The sequence below is a fragment of the Roseovarius nanhaiticus genome, assembly GCF_900156535.1.
In the GTDB taxonomy this organism is placed as follows: Bacteria; Pseudomonadota; Alphaproteobacteria; order Rhodobacterales; family Rhodobacteraceae; genus Roseovarius; species Roseovarius nanhaiticus.
In genome coordinates this window covers 416,235-440,284 of record NZ_FTNV01000003.1, presented here as the reverse complement: position 1 = coordinate 440,284, position 24,050 = coordinate 416,235, and the positions used below count along the sequence as shown (strand labels likewise).

Annotated in this window: 19 protein-coding genes; 10 read left to right on the top strand and 9 right to left on the bottom strand. The window is 62.2% G+C overall.

What is annotated here, in order from left to right; translation table 11 throughout:
- Positions 1 to 56 precede the first annotated feature (56 nt).
- A complete protein-coding gene (gene pyrH / locus BW975_RS15255; protein ID WP_092746239.1) occupies positions 57 to 788 on the bottom strand; it encodes a UMP kinase in 732 nt (243 codons plus the stop codon).
- Positions 789 to 957: 169 nt separating this feature from the next.
- On the opposite strand from pyrH, the gene miaA reads away from it, so the two are divergent.
- Both miaA and BW975_RS15245 read left to right on the top strand, forming a co-directional pair.
- Positions 958 to 1,854 (top strand): tRNA (adenosine(37)-N6)-dimethylallyltransferase MiaA, encoded by an 897-nt coding sequence (gene miaA / locus BW975_RS15250; RefSeq protein WP_076535156.1) that lies wholly within the window; start codon positions 958 to 960, stop codon positions 1,852 to 1,854.
- A 96-nt stretch (positions 1,855 to 1,950) separates the two neighbouring features.
- On the top strand, positions 1,951 to 2,739 hold the full coding sequence (locus BW975_RS15245) for an AraC family transcriptional regulator (RefSeq protein ID WP_076535155.1): 789 nt from the start codon (positions 1,951 to 1,953) through the stop codon (positions 2,737 to 2,739).
- A gap of 12 nt (positions 2,740 to 2,751) precedes the next feature.
- On the opposite strand, the gene BW975_RS15240 is transcribed toward BW975_RS15245, so the two are convergent.
- Complete coding sequence (locus BW975_RS15240; RefSeq protein ID WP_083687136.1) at positions 2,752 to 3,348, bottom strand: lytic transglycosylase domain-containing protein; 597 nt, start codon at positions 3,346 to 3,348, stop codon at positions 2,752 to 2,754.
- A gap of 182 nt (positions 3,349 to 3,530) precedes the next feature.
- Between BW975_RS15240 and ssb the strand changes: the two genes are divergently transcribed.
- The 3 genes from ssb to typA all read left to right on the top strand — a co-directional run bounded on the left by ssb (position 3,531) and on the right by typA (position 6,962).
- On the top strand, positions 3,531 to 4,058 hold the full coding sequence (gene ssb, locus BW975_RS15235) for a single-stranded DNA-binding protein (RefSeq protein ID WP_076535154.1): 528 nt from the start codon (positions 3,531 to 3,533) through the stop codon (positions 4,056 to 4,058).
- Between the two features lie 213 nt (positions 4,059 to 4,271).
- Positions 4,272 to 5,030: a GNAT family N-acetyltransferase gene (locus tag BW975_RS15230; protein WP_170846585.1), complete on the top strand. Its 759-nt coding sequence runs from the start codon at positions 4,272 to 4,274 to the stop codon at positions 5,028 to 5,030.
- Positions 5,031 to 5,141: 111 nt separating this feature from the next.
- Entirely contained in the window at positions 5,142 to 6,962 is a 1,821-nt protein-coding gene (gene typA, locus BW975_RS15225; RefSeq protein WP_076535152.1) for a translational GTPase TypA, read from the top strand.
- A gap of 12 nt (positions 6,963 to 6,974) precedes the next feature.
- Here the strand turns inward: typA and BW975_RS15220 are convergent, their stop codons facing one another.
- The 4 genes from BW975_RS15220 to recA form a co-directional block, all read right to left on the bottom strand.
- The gene (locus BW975_RS15220; protein WP_076535151.1) at positions 6,975 to 7,526 is read right to left on the bottom strand and encodes a histidine phosphatase family protein; all 552 of its coding nucleotides are present in this window, start codon (positions 7,524 to 7,526) and stop codon (positions 6,975 to 6,977) included.
- Positions 7,527 to 8,479: 953 nt separating this feature from the next.
- Positions 8,480 to 8,767, bottom strand: a complete 288-nt coding sequence (locus BW975_RS15215; RefSeq protein WP_076535285.1) for a DUF1330 domain-containing protein — start codon at positions 8,765 to 8,767, stop codon at positions 8,480 to 8,482.
- A 4-nt stretch (positions 8,768 to 8,771) separates the two neighbouring features.
- On the bottom strand, positions 8,772 to 11,435 hold the full coding sequence (gene alaS / locus BW975_RS15210) for an alanine--tRNA ligase (protein WP_076535150.1): 2,664 nt from the start codon (positions 11,433 to 11,435) through the stop codon (positions 8,772 to 8,774).
- Between the two features lie 140 nt (positions 11,436 to 11,575).
- Complete coding sequence (recA, locus tag BW975_RS15205) at positions 11,576 to 12,658, bottom strand: recombinase RecA (RefSeq protein WP_076535149.1); 1,083 nt, start codon at positions 12,656 to 12,658, stop codon at positions 11,576 to 11,578.
- 192 nt (positions 12,659 to 12,850) lie between these two features.
- Between recA and BW975_RS15200 the strand changes: the two genes are divergently transcribed.
- Positions 12,851 to 13,489, top strand: a complete 639-nt coding sequence (locus BW975_RS15200) for a sulfotransferase family protein (protein ID WP_076535148.1) — start codon at positions 12,851 to 12,853, stop codon at positions 13,487 to 13,489.
- Positions 13,490 to 13,757: 268 nt separating this feature from the next.
- Here the strand turns inward: BW975_RS15200 and BW975_RS15195 are convergent, their stop codons facing one another.
- The 3 genes from BW975_RS15195 to guaB all read right to left on the bottom strand — a co-directional run bounded on the left by BW975_RS15195 (position 13,758) and on the right by guaB (position 18,822).
- The gene (locus BW975_RS15195; protein WP_083687151.1) at positions 13,758 to 15,944 is read right to left on the bottom strand and encodes an ATP-binding protein; all 2,187 of its coding nucleotides are present in this window, start codon (positions 15,942 to 15,944) and stop codon (positions 13,758 to 13,760) included.
- A 217-nt stretch (positions 15,945 to 16,161) separates the two neighbouring features.
- Positions 16,162 to 17,325, bottom strand: a complete 1,164-nt coding sequence (locus tag BW975_RS15190; protein ID WP_076535146.1) for an RsmB/NOP family class I SAM-dependent RNA methyltransferase — start codon at positions 17,323 to 17,325, stop codon at positions 16,162 to 16,164.
- A gap of 48 nt (positions 17,326 to 17,373) precedes the next feature.
- On the bottom strand, positions 17,374 to 18,822 hold the full coding sequence (gene guaB, locus BW975_RS15185; protein WP_076535145.1) for an IMP dehydrogenase: 1,449 nt from the start codon (positions 18,820 to 18,822) through the stop codon (positions 17,374 to 17,376).
- 153 nt (positions 18,823 to 18,975) lie between these two features.
- Between guaB and speB the strand changes: the two genes are divergently transcribed.
- From speB to BW975_RS15165, 4 genes are all read left to right on the top strand, one after another.
- Positions 18,976 to 19,938 carry an agmatinase gene (gene speB / locus BW975_RS15180; RefSeq protein ID WP_076535144.1) on the top strand — a complete coding sequence of 321 codons (963 nt, stop codon included), beginning with the start codon at positions 18,976 to 18,978 and terminating at the stop codon, positions 19,936 to 19,938.
- A 105-nt stretch (positions 19,939 to 20,043) separates the two neighbouring features.
- Complete coding sequence (locus BW975_RS15175; RefSeq protein ID WP_076535143.1) at positions 20,044 to 21,000, top strand: NAD(P)H-binding protein; 957 nt, start codon at positions 20,044 to 20,046, stop codon at positions 20,998 to 21,000.
- A 209-nt stretch (positions 21,001 to 21,209) separates the two neighbouring features.
- Positions 21,210 to 21,824, top strand: a complete 615-nt coding sequence (locus tag BW975_RS15170) for an HD domain-containing protein (protein ID WP_244512578.1) — start codon at positions 21,210 to 21,212, stop codon at positions 21,822 to 21,824.
- 392 nt (positions 21,825 to 22,216) lie between these two features.
- The gene (locus BW975_RS15165) at positions 22,217 to 23,971 is read left to right on the top strand and encodes an acetolactate synthase 3 large subunit (RefSeq protein WP_076535141.1); all 1,755 of its coding nucleotides are present in this window, start codon (positions 22,217 to 22,219) and stop codon (positions 23,969 to 23,971) included.
- Positions 23,972 to 24,050: the final 79 nt, after the last annotated feature.

Below are 24,050 nucleotides of genomic sequence, written 5' to 3'. Positions count from 1 at the left end.
AGTATTCGGGCGCCCTGCCCGGCATGCGGTGATGCCTGCGCGCGCCCCGCGCCTTCTCAGGCGTGAACCTTGGTGTATGTGCCCTCACCCGCAAGGATGCCCTTGAAGCCCCCCGGCTCGTCCAGCGAAAAGACGATGATCGGCAAGTTGTTGTCCCGCGCGAGCGCAATCGCGCTGGCATCCATGACCTTCAGGTGCTTTTGCAAAACGTCATCATAGGTGATGCGGTCATAACGCACGGCGTCGTCGTGCTTTTCGGGATCCTTGTCATAGACGCCGTCCACCTTGGTGCCCTTGAGGATCGCCTCGCAGGCCATCTCATTGGCGCGCAGCGTCGCCGCTGTATCGGTCGTGAAATAGGGGTTGCCAGTGCCCGCGGCGAAAATGCAGACGCGCTTCTTCTCCAGATGGCGCACGGCGCGGCGGCGGATATAGGGCTCGGCCACCTCGTCCATGCGGATGGCCGAGATCACGCGGCAATAGACGCCGATCGTCTCGAGCGCGCTTTGCATGGCCAGCGCGTTCATGACCGTCGCCAGCATACCCATGTAGTCGGCGGTTGTACGTTCCATCCCCTGCGCGGAGCCTTGCAACCCGCGAAAGATGTTGCCGCCGCCGATCACCATGCAGATCTCGACGCCCATGTCGTGGACCACCTTGACCTCGCGGGCGATCCGCTCGACCGTTGGGGGGTGCAGGCCATAGGCCGTGTCCCCCATCAGCGCCTCCCCCGAGATTTTCAGCATCACGCGCCGAAAGGTCGTCTTGGGGGTGTCGCTATCGGGCATGGCGTGGCTCCGTCTTTGAATGCTGGGCAAGGTGCGGCGTTGTCTGGCGCGCAAAATGTCGCAAATGAGGGCAATGTTCAATCGCTTAAAGCGCGGGGCAAGCGCGCCGCCCCACAAATACGGGCGGCGAGCCCTCGCCAGGGCGCCCCGCCCGCGATAGAAGGCGCCCATGCAAGGTGATGACGACAATCTTGACGATATCCTGAGCGGTATCACGCCGGACCGGCCCGTGCTGATTGCGGGGCCGACCGCATCGGGCAAGAGTGCTTTGGCCCTCGCTATCGCCGAGCGCCTCGGCGGTACCGTGATCAATGCGGACTCGATGCAGGTCTACGATGGCTGGCGCATTCTCAGCGCGCGCCCTTCGCCCGAGGAGGAGGACCGCGCGCCCCATGCCCTTTACGGCCATGTCGCGCAGAACGACACCTATTCAGTTGGCCATTGGTTGCGTGAGGTCGCACCGCTGCTGAATGACGCCTCGCGGCCCATCATCACTGGCGGCACCGGCCTATACTTTACAGCCCTCACCGAAGGGCTGGCCGAGATCCCCGAAACCCCTGCCGAAATCCGCTCAGAGGCGGACACGCTGCGGCTGGGCGGAGAGATCGGGCAGATGATCGCCGCACTCGATCCGGCGACGACAGCGCGGATCGATCTGCAAAACCCGATGCGCGTCCAGCGCGCGTGGGAGGTTCAGCGCGCCACGGGGCGCGGTTTGGCTGCGTGGCAAGATGCGACGCCGCCGCCGCTACTGCCGTTGCAGGACGCCCACGCTCTCTTGCTCGATGCGGATCGCGACTGGCTGAACGCGCGCATCGCCCGGCGGCTGAACGCCATGATCGAGGATGGGGCGCTGGACGAGGTGCGCGCGAACATGCATCACTCCCCAGACCGGCAGGCTGCCAAGGTCATCGGGGCGCCCGAGTTTGCGGCATATGTCCGCGGCGAGACGTCACTGGCTGCCGCGACCGAGGCGGCGGAGATCGCCACGCGTCAATTCGCCAAGCGGCAGCGCACTTGGTTTCGCGCCCGCATGGGCGGATGGCGGCGCATCGCATTGTCGTAAAGACTTTACAATAGCCGATGATTGCATGAAAAATACTGTGGTGTTTGCTCCAGTACTTGGACAATTCTGACAGACGCCGCGAGGGAGGCTTGATTGATGACCGCCGTCCCGCAGCTCATGACGCTTGCACAATGGTCCCGCGGCACGCCGTGGCGGCTGCATCTTCCACATAGCCAACCGCATCATGCCTTGATCTGGGTTACGCGCGGGCAAACGCGCGCCACGGTCGGCGGCATCCGGCGCGGCGTCGGCGCACATAATGCGCTGGCGGTCCCGGCGGGCACACTCTTTTCCATCGAGGTTGCGCCAGCCTGTTATGGACAGGTCTGCCTCATCCCTCCGGGCGGTCCCGCCCTCATGCCCGATATGCCCGAGCATCTGCGCATCCGCGAGGTTCAGAGCCAGAACGAGCTGACCGGCCTGCTCGACGCCATGACCCGCGAGGAGAACCAGCGCCGGCCATTCGCGGACGAGGCCGCGCAGGCGCTGGCCATCATGATCACCGTCTGGCTGCGCCGCGCATTGATCGGCCAGGATGCGCCGCCGCGTCCCACCGCCGCACAGCGCCTCACCGCCGCGTATGCCGCGCTGGTCGAGCAGGATTACGCAACGGGTCAGCCGATGGCCGCCTACGCGCGTGATCTGGGCGTGACGCCCACGCATCTTACGCGCAGTTGCAAGGCGTGTTGCGGCATGACCGCCGCCGACCTGCTGGTGCAGCGCACCCTGCACGCAGCACGTGAAATGCTGGAGGATGGCGATGACGCAGTGCGCCATGTCGCGGCGCAATTGGGTTTCGGCAGCGCGGCCTATTTCTCGCGCTTCATCGCGCAGCATACGGGGGTCAGCCCGTCCGAGCTGCGCCGCCGTGCACGGGCGAAGTGAAAAGCGCGCGCGTCAGCTGCCCCAGATGACCCGAACGTAATTGGTGGTTTCCTTGTAAGGCGGCACATCCCCGTACTTCTTCACGGCGCCGGGCCCGGCATTATAGGCAGCCAAGGCCAGCCGCCACGAGCCGAATTCGCGGTACTGCATCGCCAGGTAGCGCGCCCCGCCCTCAAGGTTCTGGCGCGGATCGTGCGGGTCGACCCGCAGCACGGCGGCCGTTCCGGGCATCAACTGCGCGAGGCCGATCGCCCCCTTGTGGCTGAGCGCCGTCGGCTTCCAGCCGCTTTCCTGCTGCACGAGGCGCAGGAACAGATCCTCGGGGACGGCGTGCTTGCGCGCTGCCTCCTTGGCCATGCTCAGGAATTCGCCGCGATATTTGCCCGTATAGGATTTTGCCGCGCCCCATTTCGTGGGCGTATTGATCTTGGTCGGCTGCAGGCGGACCGAATTCTTGTATTGCGACGCCGCGCGCGTATCCAGCACGCTGACCTGGGATTTAAAGAGGTTACCGCGGCTTTTTGTCGAAATGGTCTGCGCCGACACGGCCGATGCACCGGCTATACCCAATGCGCTGATCGCAAGAGCCGCCCCAAGAAAAGTCTTCATGCTGAAATCTCTTTTCTGTCCCCATTAGGACGCAGTTAACCGATTCCGCCTCAGGATTCCAGTCTCGTGGCCAGGCTGCCTGTCGGAGGTCGGGCTGAAGGCCTCGATTTTTGGCTGGCGTTACGCGGCATCTGGTGATGTAACACATAGTCAAATTCCAAGCTCACTTCAGGAGGACGCGCATGGCCGGGTCGGTTAACAAAGTCATCATCATCGGCAATCTGGGCCGCGACCCCGAGGTGCGCACGTTCCAGAATGGCGGCAAGGTGTGCAACCTGCGCATCGCCACCTCCGAGACCTGGAAAGACAAAAGCACCGGCGAGCGGCGCGAGCGGACCGAGTGGCATTCCGTCGCGATCTTTTCCGAGCCGCTGGCCCGCGTGGCCGAGCAGTACCTGAAGAAAGGCTCGAAGGTCTATATCGAAGGCCAGCTCGAGACGCGCAAATGGCAGGACCAATCCGGCCAGGATCGCTATTCGACCGAAGTGGTGCTACGCCCCTATACCTCGACGCTGACCATGCTGGATGGCCGCGGCGAAGGTGGTGGCGGCAGCGGCGGTGGAGGCTATTCCGGCGCGGGCGGCGGCGGATATGGCGGCGGCAACGATGGCGGCTACGGCGGCCCCGACGACCGCGGCGGCTCCTCTGGCGGCGGCGGTGGCGGTGGTAGCGCCCCTTCGCGCGATTTCGACGACGAAATCCCGTTCTGATCAGCGCGCGCGCTAACTCGTTAACCTGACATTAGCCATGGGCGCCCTTTACTGGCGCCCATGTTCGTCTCGCCTTTGCCCTTACCCGCTATACGCACCACCTTCGCTCTGAAGGGCATGTGCGCGCCTGATTTGCCCGGCACCGCCCTGCAGCAAAGCGGCACCTATGCTGCCGTTCTCGCCCGGCTTGGATGCAAGGCCGCGTTAGCCCAAATGCGCAGCGGTGATCTGCTGATCGGGCAGGCACGCATCCATCTGCGCCGCGTCGGCCCGCTTAGGATTGCCTGGATGCCGCGCGGCCCGGTCTGGTTGCCTGGCCTGACAGCCGATTTGCGCGTCAAGGCCACACGCGGCTTGCCCCGTGACGCGCCATTTCGCGCAATCTGGGCGCTTAGCCACGATACGGGCCCGCCCCCCCCAGGCCTGCGTGTCGCCCGAGGCGCCGACATGGCCGAGCTGGATCTGCGCGCCCCCGAGAGTGCACGCCGCGCTGCGCTTCACGGCAAATGGCGCAACCGGCTGGCGCGGGCCGAAACCGAAGACTTGATTCTCACGCAGCGCCCTCTGGATCTCTCTTGTGATGCCCCCCTTTTGCACCGCGAGGCCGCACAAAGGCACGCAAGGGGTTATACCGGCTTGCCGCCAAAGTTTACCGAAGCGTGGGCCGACATCGCACCGGATGACAGCCTTTTGAGCATAGCATACCACGCGGGCGTGCCGGTCGCCTTCATGCTGATGCTGACGCATGGCGATGTCGCGACGTATCATATCGGCTGGACGGGCGCACGCGGGCGGTACCTGAGCGCCCATAACCTGCTGCTTTGGCGCGCATCATGCGCATTGGCCAGGGCTGGCGTGGCGCGACTGGACCTCGGAAAACTCAATCCAACACGCACGCCCGGTCTGGATCGGTTCAAACTGGGAACGGGCGCCGCGCGTCGATCTCTGGGGCCCACGATGCTGCGGCTCTAGCGCGCGGCATGCCACAAAGACCCGCCGATATCCGCCGTCGCGCCCGTTTCTTCTGGTCAAATGGCCCGGCAGGCTATAGGGCGCTGAAAAAACCCCAAGGAATGAGACGAAATGGACCTTCGCAATATCGCGATCATCGCCCACGTTGACCACGGCAAAACGACGCTCGTCGACGAATTGCTCAAGCAGTCCGGCGCGTTCCGGGCCAACCAGGCCGTGGACGAACGCGCGATGGACAGCAACGATCTGGAGCGCGAGCGCGGCATCACCATCTTTGCCAAGCCGACCTCGGTCGAGTGGAAGGGCAAGCGCATCAATATCGTCGACACGCCCGGCCACGCCGATTTCGGTGGCGAGGTCGAGCGTATTCTCAGCATGGTCGACGGTGTCGTCCTGCTGGTCGATGCGGCCGAAGGCCCGATGCCCCAGACCAAATTCGTGACGTCCAAGGCGCTCGCGCTCGGCCTGCGCCCCATCGTCGTGCTGAACAAGGTCGACAAGCCCGACGCCGAGCCGGACCGCGCGCTGGATGAGTGCTTTGACCTCTTCGCCAGCCTTGGTGCGGACGACGATCAGCTGGATTTCCCGCATATGTACGCTTCGGGCCGCAACGGCTGGGCCGATCACGAGCTTGATGGCCCGCGCAAAGACCTGAGCGCACTTTTCAAGCTGATCGTCGACCACGTACCAGCGCCCAAGCAGGTCAAGCAGCAGGATGACGACTTTCGCATGCTGGCCACCACGCTTGGCGCTGACCCCTTCGTGGGCCGCCTCCTGACGGGCCGCGTCGAGAGCGGCAAGCTCAAGGTCGGCGCGACCGTGCAGGCCCTCAGCCGCATCGGCCAGAAGATCGAGCAGTTTCGCGTGACGCGCATCCAGGCCTTCCGCGGTCTGGCTTCCCAAGACATCGAAGAGGCGCAGGCGGGCGATATCGTCAGCCTTGCAGGCATGTCAAAGGCAACCGTCGCCGACACGATCTGCGCGCTTGCCGTGGACGAGCCGCTGGACGCGCAGCCCATCGATCCGCCCACGATCACCGTCACTTTCGGCATCAACGACAGCCCCCTCGCGGGCCGCGACGGCAAGAAGGTGCAGTCTCGCGTCATTCGCGACCGCCTGATGAAAGAGGCCGAATCGAACGTTGCCATCAAGGTCACCGACACCCCCGGCGGCGAGGCTTTCGAAGTGGCGGGCCGCGGTGAATTGCAGATGGGCGTCCTGATCGAGAACATGCGCCGCGAAGGCTTTGAGCTGAGCATTTCGCGCCCCAAAGTCGTCATGCGCGAAGGCGAGAATGGCGAGCGTCTGGAGCCGATCGAGGAAGTCACGATCGACGTCGATGACGAATATTCCGGCGCCGTGATCGAAAAGATCACCGGCCCCCGCAAGGGCGATCTGACCGAGATGAAGCCCGCGGGCGCCGGCAAGACGCGCATCATCGCGCATGTCCCGTCGCGCGGCCTGATCGGCTATCACGGCGAGTTTCTGACCGACACGCGCGGCACCGGTGTGCTCAACCGCGTCTTTCACAGCTGGTCGCCCCATCGCGGACCTATTCCGGGCCGCCGCGCGGGCGTGCTGATCTCGATGGAAAATGGCGAGTCGGTGGCCTACGCGCTGTGGAATCTCGAGGATCGCGGCAAGATGTTTATCGGACCGCAGGCCAAAATCTATACCGGCATGATCATCGGCGAGCATAGCCGCGACAACGATCTCGAGGTGAACCCGCTCAAGGGCAAGAAACTGACCAACGTGCGCGCCTCCGGCACCGACGAGGCCGTGCGCCTGACAACTCCCGTCGAGATGAGCCTCGAGCAGGCCATCGCCTATATCGACGATGACGAATTGGTCGAGGTCACGCCCAATGCCATCCGCCTGCGCAAGCGCCATCTTGACCCACACGAGCGCAAGCGGGCCTCGAAGACGGCCTGATCTCGCCCGCGCTTATGGGTCAATCAGGAAACGGCCAGCTTCCACGAGCTGGCCGTTTTCGTTTTGCACGGTCATGACGATCTCACCAGACCGCGCGAAAGTGCCCGTAAGTGCGCTGATATTCACCTGATGCGTGACGAGTATCGGCCGCGCGCCCTCGGGCAGATCGGCCAGCCTGGCCAGAACGGCGCGCGTCTGTGCCGCGCGATCCCCTCGCCCCGCGAAATGCGAGTTGAGTGCAGGCAGTGGCGAAACTTCTCCTAGGTTCAGCAACTCGGCGGTTTCCCGGGCGCGGCACCACTCGCTGGTAAAGACATGGGTGGGTATGATGCCGGCACTGCGCAGTGCTTGGCCGATCCTCTGGGCCTGCGCGCGCCCCGCGTCGCTCAAATTGCGCTGTGTGCTGCAATCGCCAAGAACGAAGTTTTCCGGATCGCCCGTCCCGGGCGCCAGCGCGTGACGCATCAGCAGGACCGTATTCGGCCGATCCAGTGCACGCGCATCCTGCGCAGCCAGACCGGCTGGCAGACAAATCATTATAAGCCCGAGTATCCAGACACGCATATCGCCTCCCCTGTTAATGCGGGACATCAGATAGCGGGCGGCCCCTTCAGATCCAGAGCGGTATGAACTTCTTACATGCCAGCTAACCCGTATGGATATGTTCTGGCTGAACCAGGAACGTGTCCGGGCGGTGGTCCGCCAGTTACTTGATCAGCAGCACCAGACAGCCCCGCCGCACATACTTGGGGAGTCGGCTCGAACCTTCTCGACGCTCCATTGCGCGGGCACAGCGAGTTGCCAACAGCACGACAGTGTGCGCGCGGTATCGGCACGCGCAAGTCATCAGAGCGTTGCGGATTGGGCTTACGGCCTGAGCATATGCATTCTGCGCCCCTCGACGCAGAGCTGACCCAGCCTTAACGAGGACGTGTGATGCAGGGTCAGTGTGAAATCAGAACGACGCGATAGTGGACCAACAGCGCGGGGGTGCCTCCGCCAACGTCGCCGTCCTCAATAAGAAACTTGGACGCGTTTTACGACGCCGCACGCACTTGAATGAAGCATCTCGCAAATCGCCGCCAAACGGCGGGCAGCCTAGCACCGAACATAGTCAGCATATTCGGCCCGCGTCTTGCGCTTGAGATGGACGGGCCGCGGTTGCTCCTCGATCAACTGGCCATTGTGACGCTCAATTGCACCTTGGCAGGACACGCGAGGAGTTTCTTTCGCCTACGCACGAACATTGCCGGTGCGCGCTTTTGAGACCTCCTGTAGCCAGCGGAGGATTCAATGCGTTGATCAGTAACTTTTACGGCTTTGCATAAACCGCTGTCGTTGGCGCCAAACTCAAACAGTGCTGCGGCTCAGGTGTTGACGAGCTGATGTTTCACTCACCAACTTTAATCAGATTTCGCCGGGCAAAACCTGATTAGCAAAAAGCTCGCATCGAGAGACGTCTCGCGCCTTTCGATCCCACTCATCCTTGCGCGCCTTATGAGCGCAGCGACCTGTGTCTATTCGGAGGTTTCGACAATCAGCAATTCACGCTCGGAGGCATCTCGCGCATGGCTGAGCGCCTCTTGGTACTCCGGCGAGTGATAGCACGCCTCGGCGGCCTCGACGCTATCGAAACGCGCAACCACGTTGCGCGGGCGCTCCCTGCCTTCCAACTGAACAAATCGGCCACCACGTGCGATGAACTTACCACCGTGCTTGGCTATGGCGGGCCCGGCCAGCGCGGCATAACGGCCATAGGCTTCCTCATCTGTGACGGTCACATGGGCAATCCAGAGTGCGGGCATCATCTTATCCTTTCAACAGGTTGCGCACGGCGTCGATCGCGGCGCCCGAATTCTCGGCGCTGGCGGCACCGCCTTGGGCCAGATCCGCGCGGCCACCGCCGCCCTTCCCGCCCAACTCGACCACTGCGGCGCGCACCATCTCGATGGCCGACAGATCGCCCGCCTTGTCGGCGGTCACGCCCGCTGCCACTGCCGCCTTGCCACCCGTATCAGCGATCAGAAGGATCGCACCGCTTTCGAGCTTGGCCTTCATCTGGTCGATCAATCCCGGCAGATCCTTGCCTTCGACTCCGCTGAGCACTTGCGCAATCAGGCGCGTGCCGCCGATCTCCTCGATCTCGGCTTCACCGCCCTTGCCCGCACCGCCGGCCATGGCCAAATCGCGGCGCAGTTGGGCAACCTCCTGCACCAGCGCTCGGCGTTCGTCCATAAGGGCCTGCACCCGTGCCTGCGCATCGTCAGGGCGCACTTTAAGCGCGCCTGCGATCTCGGTCAGTGCCTTGGAATGCCCGCCCAGATGGCGCAGCGCCGCCTCGCTTGTAAGGGCCTCGATCCGGCGTACCCCCGCGCTGGAGGCTGCATCGCCCAGAAGGACGAAAAGGCCGATATCGCCCGTACCGCTGACATGCGTGCCGCCGCAAAGCTCGATGGAATAGGTCGCGCCATCCGCGCCGCGGCCCGACCCCTCTTGGCGGCCCATGGACACGACGCGCACCTCGTCGCCGTATTTCTCACCGAAGAGCGCCTGCGCGCCCAGCTCGCGCGCCTCATCTGGCGTCATGATCCGGGTCTGGACGGGCGCGTTCTGGCGGATATAGGCATTCACGTCCGCCTCGACGCGGGCCAATTCATCCGGCGTCAGCGCCTTTGTATGGCTAAAGTCAAAGCGCAGCCGATCTTCGGCATTGAGGCTACCGCGCTGCGCCACATGATCGCCCAAAGTCTCGCGAAGTGCCTCATGCAGCAGATGCGTCGCCGAGTGGTTTGCGCGAATCGCCGAGCGGCGACCGTGATCCACCTCGAGCTGTGCAGCGGCGCCGTCCTTGAGCGTGCCGCGCGTCACTTCGGCGAAATGGATAAAGACGCCCGCTACCTTCTTGGTATCGGTGATGCGCGCCTCGCCATCCTCGCAGCGCAGCGTGCCACTATCGCCCACCTGTCCGCCCGCTTCGGCGTAAAATGGCGTCTGGTTCAGCACGATCTGCACACGATCCCCTTCGCCCGCGCTTTTGGCTTGCGCGCCATCCTTGACCAGCGCAACAATCTGCGCCTCGGCCGTCTCCGTGTCGTAGCCCAGAAAATCAGTTACGCCCTTTGCCTCGGCAATGTCGAACCAGACGGCCTGATCGACCGCCTCACCCGTACCGGCCCAGGCCGCGCGCGCCTTGGCCTTCTGCTCGGCCATGGCCGCATCAAAACCTGCCACATCCACGCCGCGCCCCTTTTCGCGCAGCGCATCCTGCGTCAGATCCAGCGGGAAGCCGAACGTGTCATAAAGCTTGAAGGCCGTCTCGCCGGGTAGGTCAGCCGCCTCGCCCAGATCCTGAAGTGCCTCGTCCAGTAGGCCCAAACCGCGTTCCAGCGTTTGCTTGAAACGCGTCTCCTCCAGCCGCAACATCTCCTCGATCATGCCCTGCGCGCGGCCCAGCTCGGGGAACGCTTGGCCCATCTGCCCGACCAGCGACGGCACCAGCCGGTGCATGACCGGATCCTTGGCGCCCAGCAGATGCGCGTGGCGCATTGCGCGCCGCATGATGCGGCGCAGCACATAGCCCCGTCCCTCATTGGACGGCATCACGCCATCGGCCATAAGAAACGAGGTCGAACGCAAGTGATCCGCGATCACACGGTGATGCACATTGCCCGGACCGTCCGCATCGGTCGAGGTGGCATGGGCGCTCGCCTCGATCAGGGCGCGCATCAGGTCCGTATCGTAATTGTCGTGCTTGCCTTGCAAGAGAGCGCCGATCCGCTCCAACCCCATACCGGTGTCGATCGACTGCATGTCCAGATCGCGCTGCGTGCCATCTTCAAAGCGCTCGTTCTGCATGAAGACGAGGTTCCAGATCTCGATAAATCGGTCGCCATCCTCCTCGGGGCTGCCCGGAGGGCCACCCCAGATCTCGGGTCCGTGGTCGTAGAAGATCTCGGAACAAGGCCCGCACGGGCCTGTTGCACCCATCGACCAGAAATTGTCGTCGGTCGCGATGCGGATGATGCGGTCATCGCCAAGGCCGGCGACCTTCTTCCAGATATTCGCAGCCTCGTCGTCGGTATGGTAAACGGTGACCAGCAGCTTGGACTTGTCGATGCCGAAATCGCGGGTCAACAGCTCCCAGGCGAACCGGATCGCATCCTCTTTGAAGTAATCACCAAAGCTGAAATTTCCCATCATTTCAAAGAAGGTATGATGGCGCGCCGTGTAGCCCACATTGTCCAGATCGTTGTGCTTGCCGCCCGCACGCACGCATTTTTGACTGGTGGTGGCGCGGACGTAGTCGCGCTTTTCCACGCCGGTAAACAGGTTCTTGAACTGAACCATGCCGGAATTGGTGAACATCAGCGTCGGGTCATTGCGCGGCACCAGCGGAGAGCTGTCGACGACGCGGTGATCGTTGCGGTCGAAATAGCTCAGAAAGGTCGAGCGGATATCGTTCAGCGTCGGCATGAGAGGTCTCTTTTCGCAGCAGTGTTTCAGTCAGATCTGGCGCTTTTCTAGGTATCCCCCCGCGCGCGCCCTGTCCACCGCAAGAAAAAGGCCCGGCGCGCATCAGCGGCTGGGCCTTGTGGCATGTCAGGCGCGAAGGCTTACGCCTCCATCAGGTCATCCCCGTCGTCGCCGGGCTTGTCGCTCTCGCTCATGTCGAAATCCAGCCCGTGCGAAGCGCGGATCTTGTCCTCGATCTCCAGCGCGATCTTGCTGTTTTCCTTGAGGAAGGACTTGGCATTCTCACGGCCCTGACCGATCCGTTCGTCGCCATAGCTGAACCAGCTGCCCGATTTCTCGACGACGCCAGCCTTGACGCCCATATCCAGGATCTCGCCCATCTTGCTGATGCCTTCGCCATACATGATGTCGAATTCGACCTGCTTGAACGGCGGCGCGACCTTGTTCTTGACCACCTTGACGCGGGTCGCGTTGCCGACCACCTCATCGCGGTCCTTCAGCGCGCCGATACGGCGAATATCGAGACGCACCGAACTGTAGAATTTCAGCGCGTTGCCGCCAGTCGTCGTCTCGGGGCTGCCGAACATGACGCCGATCTTCATGCGGATCTGGTTGATGAAGATCACGGTGCATTTGGTGCGGCTGATCGAGCCGGTCAATTTGCGCATCGCCTGGCTCATGAGGCGTGCATGCACGCCGACGCTGCTGTCACCCATGTCGCCTTCCAGCTCGGATTTCGGCGTCAGCGCCGCAACCGAGTCGACAACGATCATGCTGACCGCGCCCGAGCGCACCAACGTGTCCACGATCTCCAGAGACTGCTCGCCGGTATCTGGCTGCGAAATCAGCAACTCGTCCAGATCCACGCCCAGCTTGCGCGCATATTGCGGATCGAGCGCATGCTCGGCATCGACAAAGGCGCAAACGCCGCCCTTTTTCTGTTCCTCGGCCACGCAGTGTAGCGTCAGAGTGGTCTTGCCCGAGCTTTCGGGGCCATAGATCTCGACGATCCGGCCCTTGGGGAGGCCGCCGATACCGAGGGCGATGTCGAGGCCCAGCGATCCGGTCGAGGTCGACTCGATATCCGTGATGGGGTTATCCCCCAGCTTCATGATCGAGCCCTTGCCGAATTGCCGCTCGATCTGCGCCAGGGCACTGTCGAGGGCCTTTTGCTTGTCTGCGCTTTTCTTGTTGTCCATGCTCAAAAGATCTGCCGTTGCCATTGCGTTCGCATCCTTATTCCACACCATGCCTCTACCGGCAATCGCTGCGTTTGTTCGCCTCTTGTTCTCACCTACATGCAGACAAAGCGCGAACATTTCAAGTAAATTGTTCGGATCTTCACATTCAGGTGGAAGTATTGAAGAAGAGTTAATGGCGCCAGTTTCGGCGCGGATGATACGGATGCGGCGCGCATGTTGGTCTTTGCCAAGCATAAACTGGTATTTCTGTCCGTTCCGAAAACGGGAACGACAGCGTGGCAGGCCGCTCTGGCGCCTTACGCGTCTATGATCATCAGCGATCCGCCCGAGCTGAAACACGCGCCGATTTTTCGCTATAACCGCTTCTTTCGGCCCGCGCTCGAGAAATTCATCGGGGATGACCTGCATGTCATCGCGGTAATGCGCGCTCCCATCGATTGGCTGGGCAGCTGGTATCGCTATCGGCAACGGCCGTTTCTGGCAGGCAAGCCGACCAGCACCCAAGGCATGAGCTTCGACGCATTCGTCGCGGCCTATCTTAAGGGCCAGCAGCCCGCCTTCGCCAATGTTGGATCGCAGTCCAAATTCCTCGAGCCGCAGCGCAACGGCACTGCGGCGACCCATGTCTTTCGCTATGAAGACCAAGCTGCTTTGAGCGCCTATTTGGAGGCGCGGCTGGAAACATCGATCTCCACAGACCGCCTCAATACCTCCGCGCGCGATCAACTCATTCTGTCCGATGATATCGAGGCTGCGCTGCGCCGGAAATATGCTCCAGATTTTCAGCTGTATGACAGCATTGATGCAAACGGACGCTACACGCCCGTCGCCGAGCCTTCCCCTGTCAACTAAAGCGTTTCTGACGTGCCGGATGGCAAAATCTTAGGCAGGCCCAGGCCCGAGCATCATCTGTGCCGCTCCTGTCAAATTCGGCGGCGCGCCATCTGTGACGCGGATGCTTTGGGGCAGTGCCTGTCGCTTGGTTTCAATGCGGTTCCATCAGGATAGCCGACACATCATCCTTTCGACTGCGAAACAGTTTCTTTCTTTACCGAGGCTTTAAGGGTGTCAGATGTAACGCGACCGCGATCATTTCAGCCGCGGAAGTATAAACGCCGCTTTACCCCATCTGCCGTTGAACGACCTCCGTCAGATCGGTCAAGGAAAACGGCTTGGGAAGGAAAACCGAGTTCGGAATGCGCGATTGTGTGTCGCCGAAATCCTCTTCCGCATAGCCAGACACAAAGACGACGCGCACTTCGGGGCGATCGACCAGCGCCTTTTGCACCCAAGTCGGCCCATCGAGGCCGGGCATCACCACGTCTGTCACAAACACATCCACCTCAACGCTCTTGTCCGACAAGATGTCGAGCGCATCTTCCGCCGATTCAGCCTCAAGCACCGTAAAGCCACGCATCTGCAACGCACGCGACGCAAAGGCACGCACAGGCGCCTCGTCCTCGACCAAAAGAATGATCCCCTCCGCAGGCGTAACATCGATCATGGATGGCGCCTTGGGCGCGGGTAGCGCTGCCACGCTTTCGTGCGCCGGGAACATGAGGAAAAATGTCGTGCCCTGATCCCGCTCACTATCGACAAAAATGAACCCGCCTGTCTGTTTGACGATCCCGTACGCCGTCGAAAGTCCCAGGCCGGTGCCCTCACCCGTCTTTTTCGTCGTGAAGAAGGGCTCGAAGATCTTTTGCAGGCGATCGGGCGGGATCCCGATGCCCTCATCCGTGACACTGATGCGCACCCATCTGCCCGGCGAGACGACCGCCCGGTCTCGGTGCAATGGCGCCTCAAGGGTGACGTTGCGTGTTTCGATCCTGATCTCGCCGCCCGAAATCATCGCGTCACGCGCGTTGACGACAAGGTTCATGATGACCTGCTCGAACTGGCGCTTGTCTGCCCGGATCGACCAAAGCGTCGGATCGTGGTTGAGTGACAGCACGATCTTCTCGCCGACCAAGCGGTTTAGAAGATGGGTAAGGTCAGACATCGCATCTCGCAGATCCATGACCTCCGGGCGCAGGGTTTGCTTGCGCGAATAGGCGAGAAGTTGGTTTACCAGCGATGCCGCACGATTGGCGTTTTGTGCGATCTGCAACAGATCACCGTAGTCCGAATCCCCCTGATCGTGCCGAAGCAAAAGCAAATCGCAATGACCGGAAATTGCGGTGAGCAAGTTGTTGAAATCATGCGCCACACCGCCCGCGAGCTGCCCGATTGCCTGCATCTTCTGCGACTGTACGAACTGCGCTTCGAGGGATTTCAGCTCGGTCGCGTCGTTCAAGACCGCGATCAGCACCGTCTCGCCCTCTTCGGTGGCGCGATTCAGCGTGACCTGGATGAAGACCTCTTCATCTGCCGTGCGTACGCGCAGAAATTCCGAGTGGACCGTGCCGCGCGCCTGCGCCGCATCTTCCAGCCAGTCGGGGATTGAGCGTCCAAGCCCTTCCAGAACGTCTGTAATCTGCTTGCCGGCACAACCCGAGCAACCCAAAAGCTCGCTCGCGGGCCTGTTGCACAGCTGAATAGCCCCGCCGCGTGCGAGCTTGAGCAAAGGCACTGGCAGTTCGTCGAAGAAGGTCCAGCCATCGGACGGGCGTTCGGTTGCGGCCACACCGGGCATGATGAAGATCTCGCGCCGTCCCGCAATCCCTTCCAGCTCGACAACGAGGCATGATTGCACACCCGTCTGGGTGCTAATGTTGTTCATCTGGCCCGAACGCAGCGGCAGCTTGGCGCAAATGCGATCAAGCGTGCGCGCCCGTTCTCCAATCAGCAGCCGTGCGGCGTCGTTCATGAAAAGCACGGCATTGTTACGGCCCACTGTCAGCATCGGCAACGGAATGGTGCCGCCGCGCCGCGCCGCGCCCTCGGCCGACCTTTCAACACGCCACAGCAGCATTCCTTCACCAGCCCGGTGGACAGACAGGCGAACATGGCCGGCCCCCGTCACGACATCCTCATAAGCCGAGCCACGTGCCGCAGCGCGCGTCTGCAGCCGATAGAGCAAAGCGCCGGGATTGGCGATGAGAGGCTGCATCGCACTGGACAGGGTCGGGTGGCGCCGCGCCTCATAGGCGCGTTCTGAGGCATCATTGGCATAGATCAGCGCGCCGTCCGGTCCCGTCACGACACAAGGAATCGCATCATGGCGGATCAGATCACTGACGGACGATGCAGCACGTTCCTCGGTAAGGTCCGAAAAATGCGAGATAGCGCCGATCCAGAGGGACGACGCGCCAAGTATTGCTGCAACCAAAACAATCAGATAGCGCTCCGCGCCCGGCGCGACCATGAAGGCGGTGACACCGAAGAGCACGGCAGAGCAAAAGACAAGGCCAGCATGAGGTCGCAGCTGCGTCGCCGCGCGCCGAATCGGGCCGATAGCATGGTCGGAGATTGTCACGCGCTCTGATCCTCGATGACCCAGGTTTTGCAAAAGGATTGACCGTGAGGTCTTAAGCGCAGCTTAACGCATCAGAAAAAACTGCCGCCCATCTCGCTCAATCTTTTTAGATGCGCGCCAAATGCGCCACAAAAAATCCGTCGCCACCATCCGACACGTCAAAACGCTGTGCAAATGTCTGATGCCAGTTCGGTGTCGCCTGCAAAAAGGCGTCGATGCGCGCTTCGTTCTCTGCGTGCAGAACCGAGCACGTCGCATAAATCAAGCGTCCCCCGGACCCGACGAGCTGCGCGGCCTCACGCAGGATCGCGGATTGCATCTGCTTAAGCTCGTCCAGACGTTCGGGTGTCAAACGCCATTTTGCATCTGGCGTGCGGCGCCACGTGCCGCTGCCAGAGCAAGGCGCATCACATAAAATGAGTGAGTACGGCGCCTTATCGACAAGCTTTGATCCATCCAATATCTCCACATCGGCACCGGACCGGGCGGCGCGCGCTGGCAGATCCGCCATACGCGCCGCATCGATGTCATGTGCGTAGACCTTGCGAGCGCCCTGTGCCGCAAGCGCCAGCGCCTTGCCACCGCCACCCGCGCAGTAGTCCAGGATGCCGCCGTTTGACGGTAGCGGGATCGCTTCCATTGCGGCCTGACCCGAGCCATCCTGCAGCTCGGCCAACCCATCAAGATAGGCGCGACTACGCGCGACGCGGCGCGCGCCGTCAATCACCAAAAGTGCAGACTTTGCAATAGGGTGCGGCTCGGAGTGAATACCGTCTTCGGCAAGAAGAGAAATGACATCCTGCAGACCCGCGCGGGCAAGGTTGACCCTCAGCATCACCGGCGCCCGTTCGCGCAGGGCCAGCGCCGCTCTGGCGGCACCCTCTCCCAGATCCGATTGAAACTGTGCCCATAGCCAGTCAGGCAAGTCATGCGCATCGGCGCCGCTCGGCAAGCTTCCTGCGCCGCGCTCGGCCTCGGACAAAGGCGCGGGCGCGTGGCCCTCTCCGGTAAAGAGGGTATCAGGGTCCAGATCGGCCGCGCGCAAGGCGCCGATCATGCGTGCGCGCCCCGTATCTCCGCCGCCAAGGCAGGCGTAGGAGCGCCAGCAACGCAAGGCTTGATAGACGTGATCCCGCACGGCCGCGCGGTCGCCCGACCCTGCGAACCGCGCCCCGCGCGCCCAGCCCGTCAGCGCCTTTTCGGCGGGCGTACCGGCGCCGATCCGGTCCAGCACGTCGATTGCTGCCTGAATGCGCGCGCCGGGAGTCACAGAGCCAATCCCGTTACTTTAACTATGGCGCAGATCACACTGATACCATTACCCAATCCGATAATTGGGAGATTCACGTGTGATCTGTACATCGTGCACATGGCTCTCACTAAGACCTGCGCCGGTGATGCGCACGAACTCACAATTCGCGCGCATGTCCTCGACCGTGGCGCAGCCCGTGTACCCCATAGCAGCGCGCAAGCCGCCCACCAGCTGATGAATCACGGCCCCGGCGGATCCTTTGTAGGGCACCTGCCCCTCGATCCCCTCGGGCACCAGCTTGTCGCTTGCTGCGTCCTTCTGGAAATAGCGATCGGCGCTGCCGCGCGCCATTGCGCCGAGGCTGCCCATGCCGCGATAGGCTTTGTACGAGCGGCCTTGGAAAAGGATCATTTCGCCAGGGCTTTCATCCGTGCCGGCGATCATGCTGCCCACCATGGCGCAAGAGGCGCCGGCGGCAATCGCCTTGGCGAAATCACCCGACATCTTGATGCCACCATCGGCGATGATCGGTGTGTCGCCCGCCGCGGCGACACAATCCATGATTGCCGTCAGTTGCGGCACTCCTACGCCGGCCACCATGCGCGTCGTGCAGATGCTGCCGGGGCCGATGCCCACCTTGACCGCATCCGCGCCCGCGTCGATCAGCGCGCGAACTGCATCACCCGTCGCGACATTGCCGGCAACGATCTGAACATCGCCAGCTATCTTCTTGGCGCGGCGCACGGCCTCTGCGACGCCGGCGGAATGCCCGTGTGCCGTGTCGATCACGATCATGTCGGCGCCCGCATCTACCAAAGCCTCGCTCCGCTCGAAGCCCGCATCGCCCACGGTGGTTGCAGCGGCTACGCGCAGACGGCCCAAATGGTCCTTGCAGGCTGAGGGGTTAAGCACAGCCTGCTCGCTGTCCTTCAGCGTCAGAAGGCCGGTCAGCTTGCCTTGCGCGTCCGTCACCAGCAGCTTTTCGATGCGGCGCTCCTTCATCAGGGACTTGGCCTCATCCAGATCGGCCGGTTCCTGCAGGATCGCCAGATCGTCCGCGGTCATCATGGCACGCACCGGCGTCCGCGGATCTTCGGCAAAGCGCATGTCGCGATTGGTGACGATGCCAAGGACGCGGCCCGACTCGTCCACGACCGGAAAGCCGCTGACGCGATATTGCTCTTGCAGCGCATTGGCATCCGCCAGCGTCTGGTCTGGCGTCAGGGTGATCGGACTATAGACAATGCCGCTGACAAACCGTTTGACCCGCCGGACCTCGTTTGCCTGTTCTTCGACATTGAAATTGCGGTGAATGACGCCCATGCCGCCATACTGCGCCATGCAGATCGCCATCCGGCTCTCGGTCACGGTATCCATGGCAGAGCTGAGCAGCGGAATGTTGAGCGAAATGGAGCGCGTCACACGGGTCCGGGTATCGGCCGTGCTGGGCAGCACATTGGATGCAGCAGGAAGCAGAAGGACATCATCGAAGGTCAAGGCCTCACGAATCTTCATCACGTTTCTCCATGATAGGATCGTTTGGCAAGTCCCTATTTCACGAATGCGGCAGGTGCGAAAGGCAAAAGGAACACTTGCGGCAAAAGGTGGCTTGCCGGGGCGCGCGCGTCCTGACTATCTGGCAAGGTGCATCAATGGAGGAGAGAGTGCATGAGCGGACATGGCTATGAGAGCGGACGGCTCAACCTGCCCTTCGTCGGAATATCGACCTTCGGCAAACGGGCCTATATAGAGGATTGGGACACGATCGATGCCGATATAGCCATCCTCGGCGCACCCTTTGACGGCGGCACACAGTTTCGCCCCGGTGCGCGCTTTGGTCCGCGCTCTGTGCGCGAGGCATCGACGCTGTTCAGTTTCGGCCATGGCGGCGCCTATGATCACGAAGATGACCTGACCTATCTGGGCGCGGATGTGCGCATCGTCGATATCGGCGATGCCGATATCATTCATACCGACACCGCGCAGAGCCATGCCAATATCGCGGCAGGTGTGCGCGCGATCCTCAAGGCAGGTGCCCTGCCCGTCACAATTGGCGGCGACCATTCGATCAATATTCCTTGCATCGACGCCTTCGAAGGTCACGGCGATATCCATATCCTCCAGATCGACGCCCATTTGGATTTCGTGGACGAGCGCCACGGCGTCCGCAATGGCCACGGCAACCCGATGCGCCGCGCCGCCGAGAAGCCCTATGTCACCGGCCTCACACAATTGGGAATCCGCAACGTCAGCTCGACGGCCAAGGAAGGATACGACGCCGCCCGCGCCATGGGCTCGGATATCCTCTCGGTTCGCCAGTGCCGCGCTATCGGCCCCAAAGCGTTGGCCGGGCGCATCCCCGAAGGCGCGCGCGTCTACATCACGCTTGATATTGACGGCTTCTGCCCCTCCATCGCGCCCGGCACCGGCACGCCCAGCCATGGCGGCTTTCTTTATTACGATGTGCTGGAGCTTTTGCAGCAAGTGGCGCAGCGCAACGAGATTGTCGGAATCGATCTGGTCGAGGTCGCGCCCGCCTATGACGCGGGCGACAGCACATCTGTCTTGGCCGCGCAGGTGTTGCTGAACCTGATGGGCTTCATCATGCATGCACGCCAGGGCGAGGGGTGACTTGATCAACCGCATGAATCGGATCCATAGCGGGTGGCCACCTTCCTTGAGCAAATCCGGAATCATGCGGAGCGATGCAGCGCGACCTGATATAGCGTTGGCGGCATGACAAGGCCGCCCAAATCTGTCCTCTTGCTGGGCGCGACCGGAACGATCGGTCGCGCCACATTCAGTGCCCTAGTAGCCGCAGACTACACCGTGTGCGCGCCCGTGCGGCACGGCTCTGATAGCAGTGACCTTCCCGGTGCCGTTTTCTGCGACATGACCCAAGACGCCCTTTTGGCGTTGATGACCGAGCATGATTGCGTTGCCGTAATCTCTTGCGTGGCATCGCGCAGCGGCGCGCCGGAGGACGCGCACGCCATCGACCACGGGCTGAACAGTCTTGCTCTGGGCGCTGCCATCCGCGCCGGGGCGACGCATTTCGTCCTATTATCCGCGATTTGCGTGCAAAAGCCTATGCTGGCGTTTCAACGTGCCAAGCTGGCCTTCGAGGCCGAGTTGCAGGCCGCCCCGATCACTTGGTCCATCGTGCGCCCCACCGCGTATTTCAAATCCCTGTCGGGACAGATGGCGCGCGTGCGGGCAGGCAAGCCCTTCTTGCTTTTCGGGGATGGCGCCCTGACCGCCTGCAAACCCATCGGCAACGAGGATCTGGCCCGGTATCTGGCGAGTTGCTTGTCCGACGCCCAATTGCAGAACCGCATTCTGCCCATCGGCGGTCCCGGCCCCGCCATCACGCCGCGCGCGCAAGGCGAAATGCTGTTCGACGCTTTGGGCCGGCGGCCCCGGTTCCAGCACGTGCCGCTTGCGTTGATGTCGTGTATCAAGGCGGGTCTGATCCTCGGCGGCCTCGCCTCGCGGCGCTTGCGCAGCAAGGCAGAGCTGGCCCGTATCGGACACTATTACGCCACGGAATCCATGCTGGTCTGGGATGCGGCGCGAGGGCGATACGACGCCGATGCAACGCCCGAATTCGGCGTGCAGACCTTGGCAGATCATTACGCTCAGCTGGCCGCCAACAAGATCACGGATGACCGCGGCGCGCATGCCGTGTTCTGACGCGGTGCCCGGCCCTTGGCGCGGCGGCGTCGGCCCGACCGGACTGGACGCTCGCCTGATCTGATGTCGCCCGGTAGATCCCGGCGCCTGCATTTGCCTCTCGACATATCTGGCGCTCTGCGGCGTCTTGCGCCAAGCTACCGCAGCGCACTACCCGTATCGGACCATTGCGCACCCGCCAGACACCGCCCAGGACCGGAGGCATATTCATGACAAAAAGTGGCCCGACAGTGTCCTTCACCCAGATGAAGGATGGCACGCGCGAAGACTACGAATTGCTGGAAAAGCTGGAACAACCGTTCCTCGCGGGCACCGCCGGCCGTCTTCTCAAGGAGCTTGCAGCGCAGGCGGACGAAACGCTGGCCGGGTACCAGATCACCCGGCTCGAGCATGGCTTGCAAGCGGCCACGCGCGCACGGCAGGACGGCGCGGATCGCGATTGGGTGGTTGCGGCGCTCTTGCATGACATCGGCGACCGGCTGGCCCCGCAGAACCATGACCGGATGGCCGCAGAAATCCTCCGCCCCTACGTGCGCGAAGAGGTGGCTTGGGTGGTCGAGCATCATGGGATTTTTCAGATGGCCTATTACGCCCATCATTACGGATGGGACCCCGAAGAGCGGCAGAAGTTCCGGCATCATCCTTGCTATCAAAGCTGTGCGGATTTCTGCGAGCGTTGGGATCAATCCAGCTTCGATCCTGACTACCCAATGGACCCGCTGGACAGCTTCGCCGCAGATGTTTGCGACGTCTTCGCACGCAAGGCGTATGATCCATCGGTCATACGCCCAGGTGTCGTCTTGGGGTTGCCAAGCCGCCAATAGGGTGCGCGCTTTGGCCGAATGCCTGCCCGCTCGCGGCAGGTATCCAGCGCATCCCACGCCTTTTGGTCGCGTCATGGGCAGAGCGACATTATGCCTTTCAGGCTCATCAGCCCTGCATCCAATCAAATTCGATCCGTTTTGCGCAACAAATGGAAAGAAAAGTGTACTACCGCGACATTTTATCCGCCCATGGCGCTTGACGCCCCTCGAACCCGGTCATAATGTCCGCTGGCACGCAAAAGGGAGTGGTCCATTGGCGCCTCTAGTAGTAATCACACGGAAATTGCGCATGGGCCGGTAAACGGACACCCAGACCAGACCCCATGCGCCCCCGATCAACGGGGGCTTTTTTATGCGCGCAAGCGGATTGATGTCATGAACGGAGCAAAGCGATGACACGTCAGATGACCGGAGCGAAAATGGTGGTTCAAGCCCTCAAGGATCAGGGCGTTGAAGTCGTCTTTGGCTATCCCGGTGGCGCCGTTCTGCCGATCTATGACGAAGTATTCCAGCAAGAAGGCATCCAGCATATTCTGGTGCGCCACGAACAGGGCGCCGTGCACGCGGCCGAAGGCTATGCCCGCTCCAGTGGCAAACCCGGCGTGGTTCTTGTGACCTCCGGGCCGGGGGCCACGAATGCCGTGACCGGCCTCACCGATGCGCTGCTTGACAGCATCCCCATCGTCGTCCTCACGGGCCAGGTGCCAACCTTCATGATCGGCTCGGACGCCTTCCAGGAAGCGGATACCGTGGGCATAACCCGCCCCTGCACCAAGCATAACTGGCTGGTCAAGGACACCGCCAAGCTGTCGGCAACGATCCACGAGGCGTTCCACGTGGCGACCAAGGGCCGCCCCGGCCCGGTGCTGGTGGACATTCCCAAGGATGTGCAATTCGCCAGCGCCGACTATGTCGGCCCGCAAAAAGTGCGTACGTCGCACTACCAGCCGCAGGTCAAAGGCGATCTCGATGCCATTACCGAGCTGGTGGCCGCGATGGAGACGGCCAAGCGCCCGGTCTTCTACACCGGCGGCGGCGTGATCAATTCCGGCCCGGCGGCCAGCCAGCTCTTGCGCGAGCTGGTGGAGGCGACGGGCATTCCGATCACCTCGACGCTCATGGGCCTTGGCGCCTATCCGGCGTCAGGCAAAGGATGGCTCGGGATGCTGGGCATGCACGGCCTTTACGAGGCGAACATGGCGATGCACGATTGCGATCTGATGATCAATATCGGCGCGCGCTTCGACGACCGGATCACCGGACGGCTCGACGCGTTCTCTCCTGGCTCGAAGAAGGCGCATATCGACATCGATCCCTCGTCGATCAACAAGGTGATCAAGACCGATATTCCGATTGTGGGCGACATTGCCCATGTGCTCGAGGACCTGCTGAATGTCTGGAAATCGCGTGGCCGCAAGGTCAATGCCGAAGCGATCGGCAAGTGGAACGCGCGCATTGATGAATGGCGCAAGGTCGATTGCCTCAGCTTCAAGCAAGCGGGCAAAGTGATCAAGCCGCAGCACGCCCTCGCGCGCCTCGAAGCGCTGACAAAGGGACATGATCGCTACATCACCACCGAGGTGGGCCAGCACCAGATGTGGGCGGCGCAATATCTCGGCTTCGAGGATCCGAACCGTTGGATGACATCGGGCGGCCTTGGCACGATGGGCTACGGTTTTCCCGCGTCGATCGGCGTTCAGATGGCCCACCGCGATGCGCTGGTCATCAACGTCGCGGGTGAGGCCAGCTGGCTGATGAACATGCAGGAGATGGGGACCGCCATCCAGTTTCGCCTGCCGGTCAAGCAGTTCATCCTCAACAACGAACGCCTCGGCATGGTGCGTCAGTGGCAAGAGCTTCTGCATGGCGAGCGCTATTCGCACAGCTGGTCCGAGGCCCTGCCCGATTTCGTCAAGCTGGCCGAGGCCTTCGGCGCCAAGGGCATCCGCTGCGAGGATCCGGCCGATCTCGATGACGCGATCAACGAGATGATCAAGTATGACGGCCCGGTGATCTTCGATTGCCTCGTGGAAAAGCATGAGAACTGCTTCCCGATGATCCCCTCGGGCGAGCCGCATAACAAGATGCTGCTGGGTGAGGCGTCCACCAAGGACGCCATTGGCTCCAAAGGCGCGGTGATGGTTTAAGGGCGGCCCGCAGGCTCTTCAATACAAAACATTTTCGGGTCTGGACGTATTCGGCGCCGGCCCGGCACGAAGGAGACAG

Coding starts and splice junctions, on each gene's coding strand:
- pyrH (WP_092746239.1), bottom strand. CDS start 788: ATGCCCGATAGCGACACCCCCAAGACGACCTTTCGGCGCGTGATGCTG.
- miaA (WP_076535156.1), top strand. CDS start 958: ATGCAAGGTGATGACGACAATCTTGACGATATCCTGAGCGGTATCACG.
- BW975_RS15245 (WP_076535155.1), top strand. CDS start 1,951: ATGACCGCCGTCCCGCAGCTCATGACGCTTGCACAATGGTCCCGCGGC.
- BW975_RS15240 (WP_083687136.1), bottom strand. CDS start 3,348: ATGAAGACTTTTCTTGGGGCGGCTCTTGCGATCAGCGCATTGGGTATA.
- ssb (WP_076535154.1), top strand. CDS start 3,531: ATGGCCGGGTCGGTTAACAAAGTCATCATCATCGGCAATCTGGGCCGC.
- BW975_RS15230 (WP_170846585.1), top strand. CDS start 4,272: ATGCGCAGCGGTGATCTGCTGATCGGGCAGGCACGCATCCATCTGCGC.
- typA (WP_076535152.1), top strand. CDS start 5,142: ATGGACCTTCGCAATATCGCGATCATCGCCCACGTTGACCACGGCAAA.
- BW975_RS15220 (WP_076535151.1), bottom strand. CDS start 7,526: ATGCGTGTCTGGATACTCGGGCTTATAATGATTTGTCTGCCAGCCGGT.
- BW975_RS15215 (WP_076535285.1), bottom strand. CDS start 8,767: ATGCCCGCACTCTGGATTGCCCATGTGACCGTCACAGATGAGGAAGCC.
- alaS (WP_076535150.1), bottom strand. CDS start 11,435: ATGCCGACGCTGAACGATATCCGCTCGACCTTTCTGAGCTATTTCGAC.
- recA (WP_076535149.1), bottom strand. CDS start 12,658: ATGGCAACGGCAGATCTTTTGAGCATGGACAACAAGAAAAGCGCAGAC.
- BW975_RS15200 (WP_076535148.1), top strand. CDS start 12,851: ATGTTGGTCTTTGCCAAGCATAAACTGGTATTTCTGTCCGTTCCGAAA.
- BW975_RS15195 (WP_083687151.1), bottom strand. CDS start 15,944: ATGGTCGCGCCGGGCGCGGAGCGCTATCTGATTGTTTTGGTTGCAGCA.
- guaB (WP_076535145.1), bottom strand. CDS start 18,822: ATGAAGATTCGTGAGGCCTTGACCTTCGATGATGTCCTTCTGCTTCCT.
- speB (WP_076535144.1), top strand. CDS start 18,976: ATGAGCGGACATGGCTATGAGAGCGGACGGCTCAACCTGCCCTTCGTC.
- BW975_RS15175 (WP_076535143.1), top strand. CDS start 20,044: ATGACAAGGCCGCCCAAATCTGTCCTCTTGCTGGGCGCGACCGGAACG.
- BW975_RS15170 (WP_244512578.1), top strand. CDS start 21,210: ATGACAAAAAGTGGCCCGACAGTGTCCTTCACCCAGATGAAGGATGGC.
- BW975_RS15165 (WP_076535141.1), top strand. CDS start 22,217: ATGACACGTCAGATGACCGGAGCGAAAATGGTGGTTCAAGCCCTCAAG.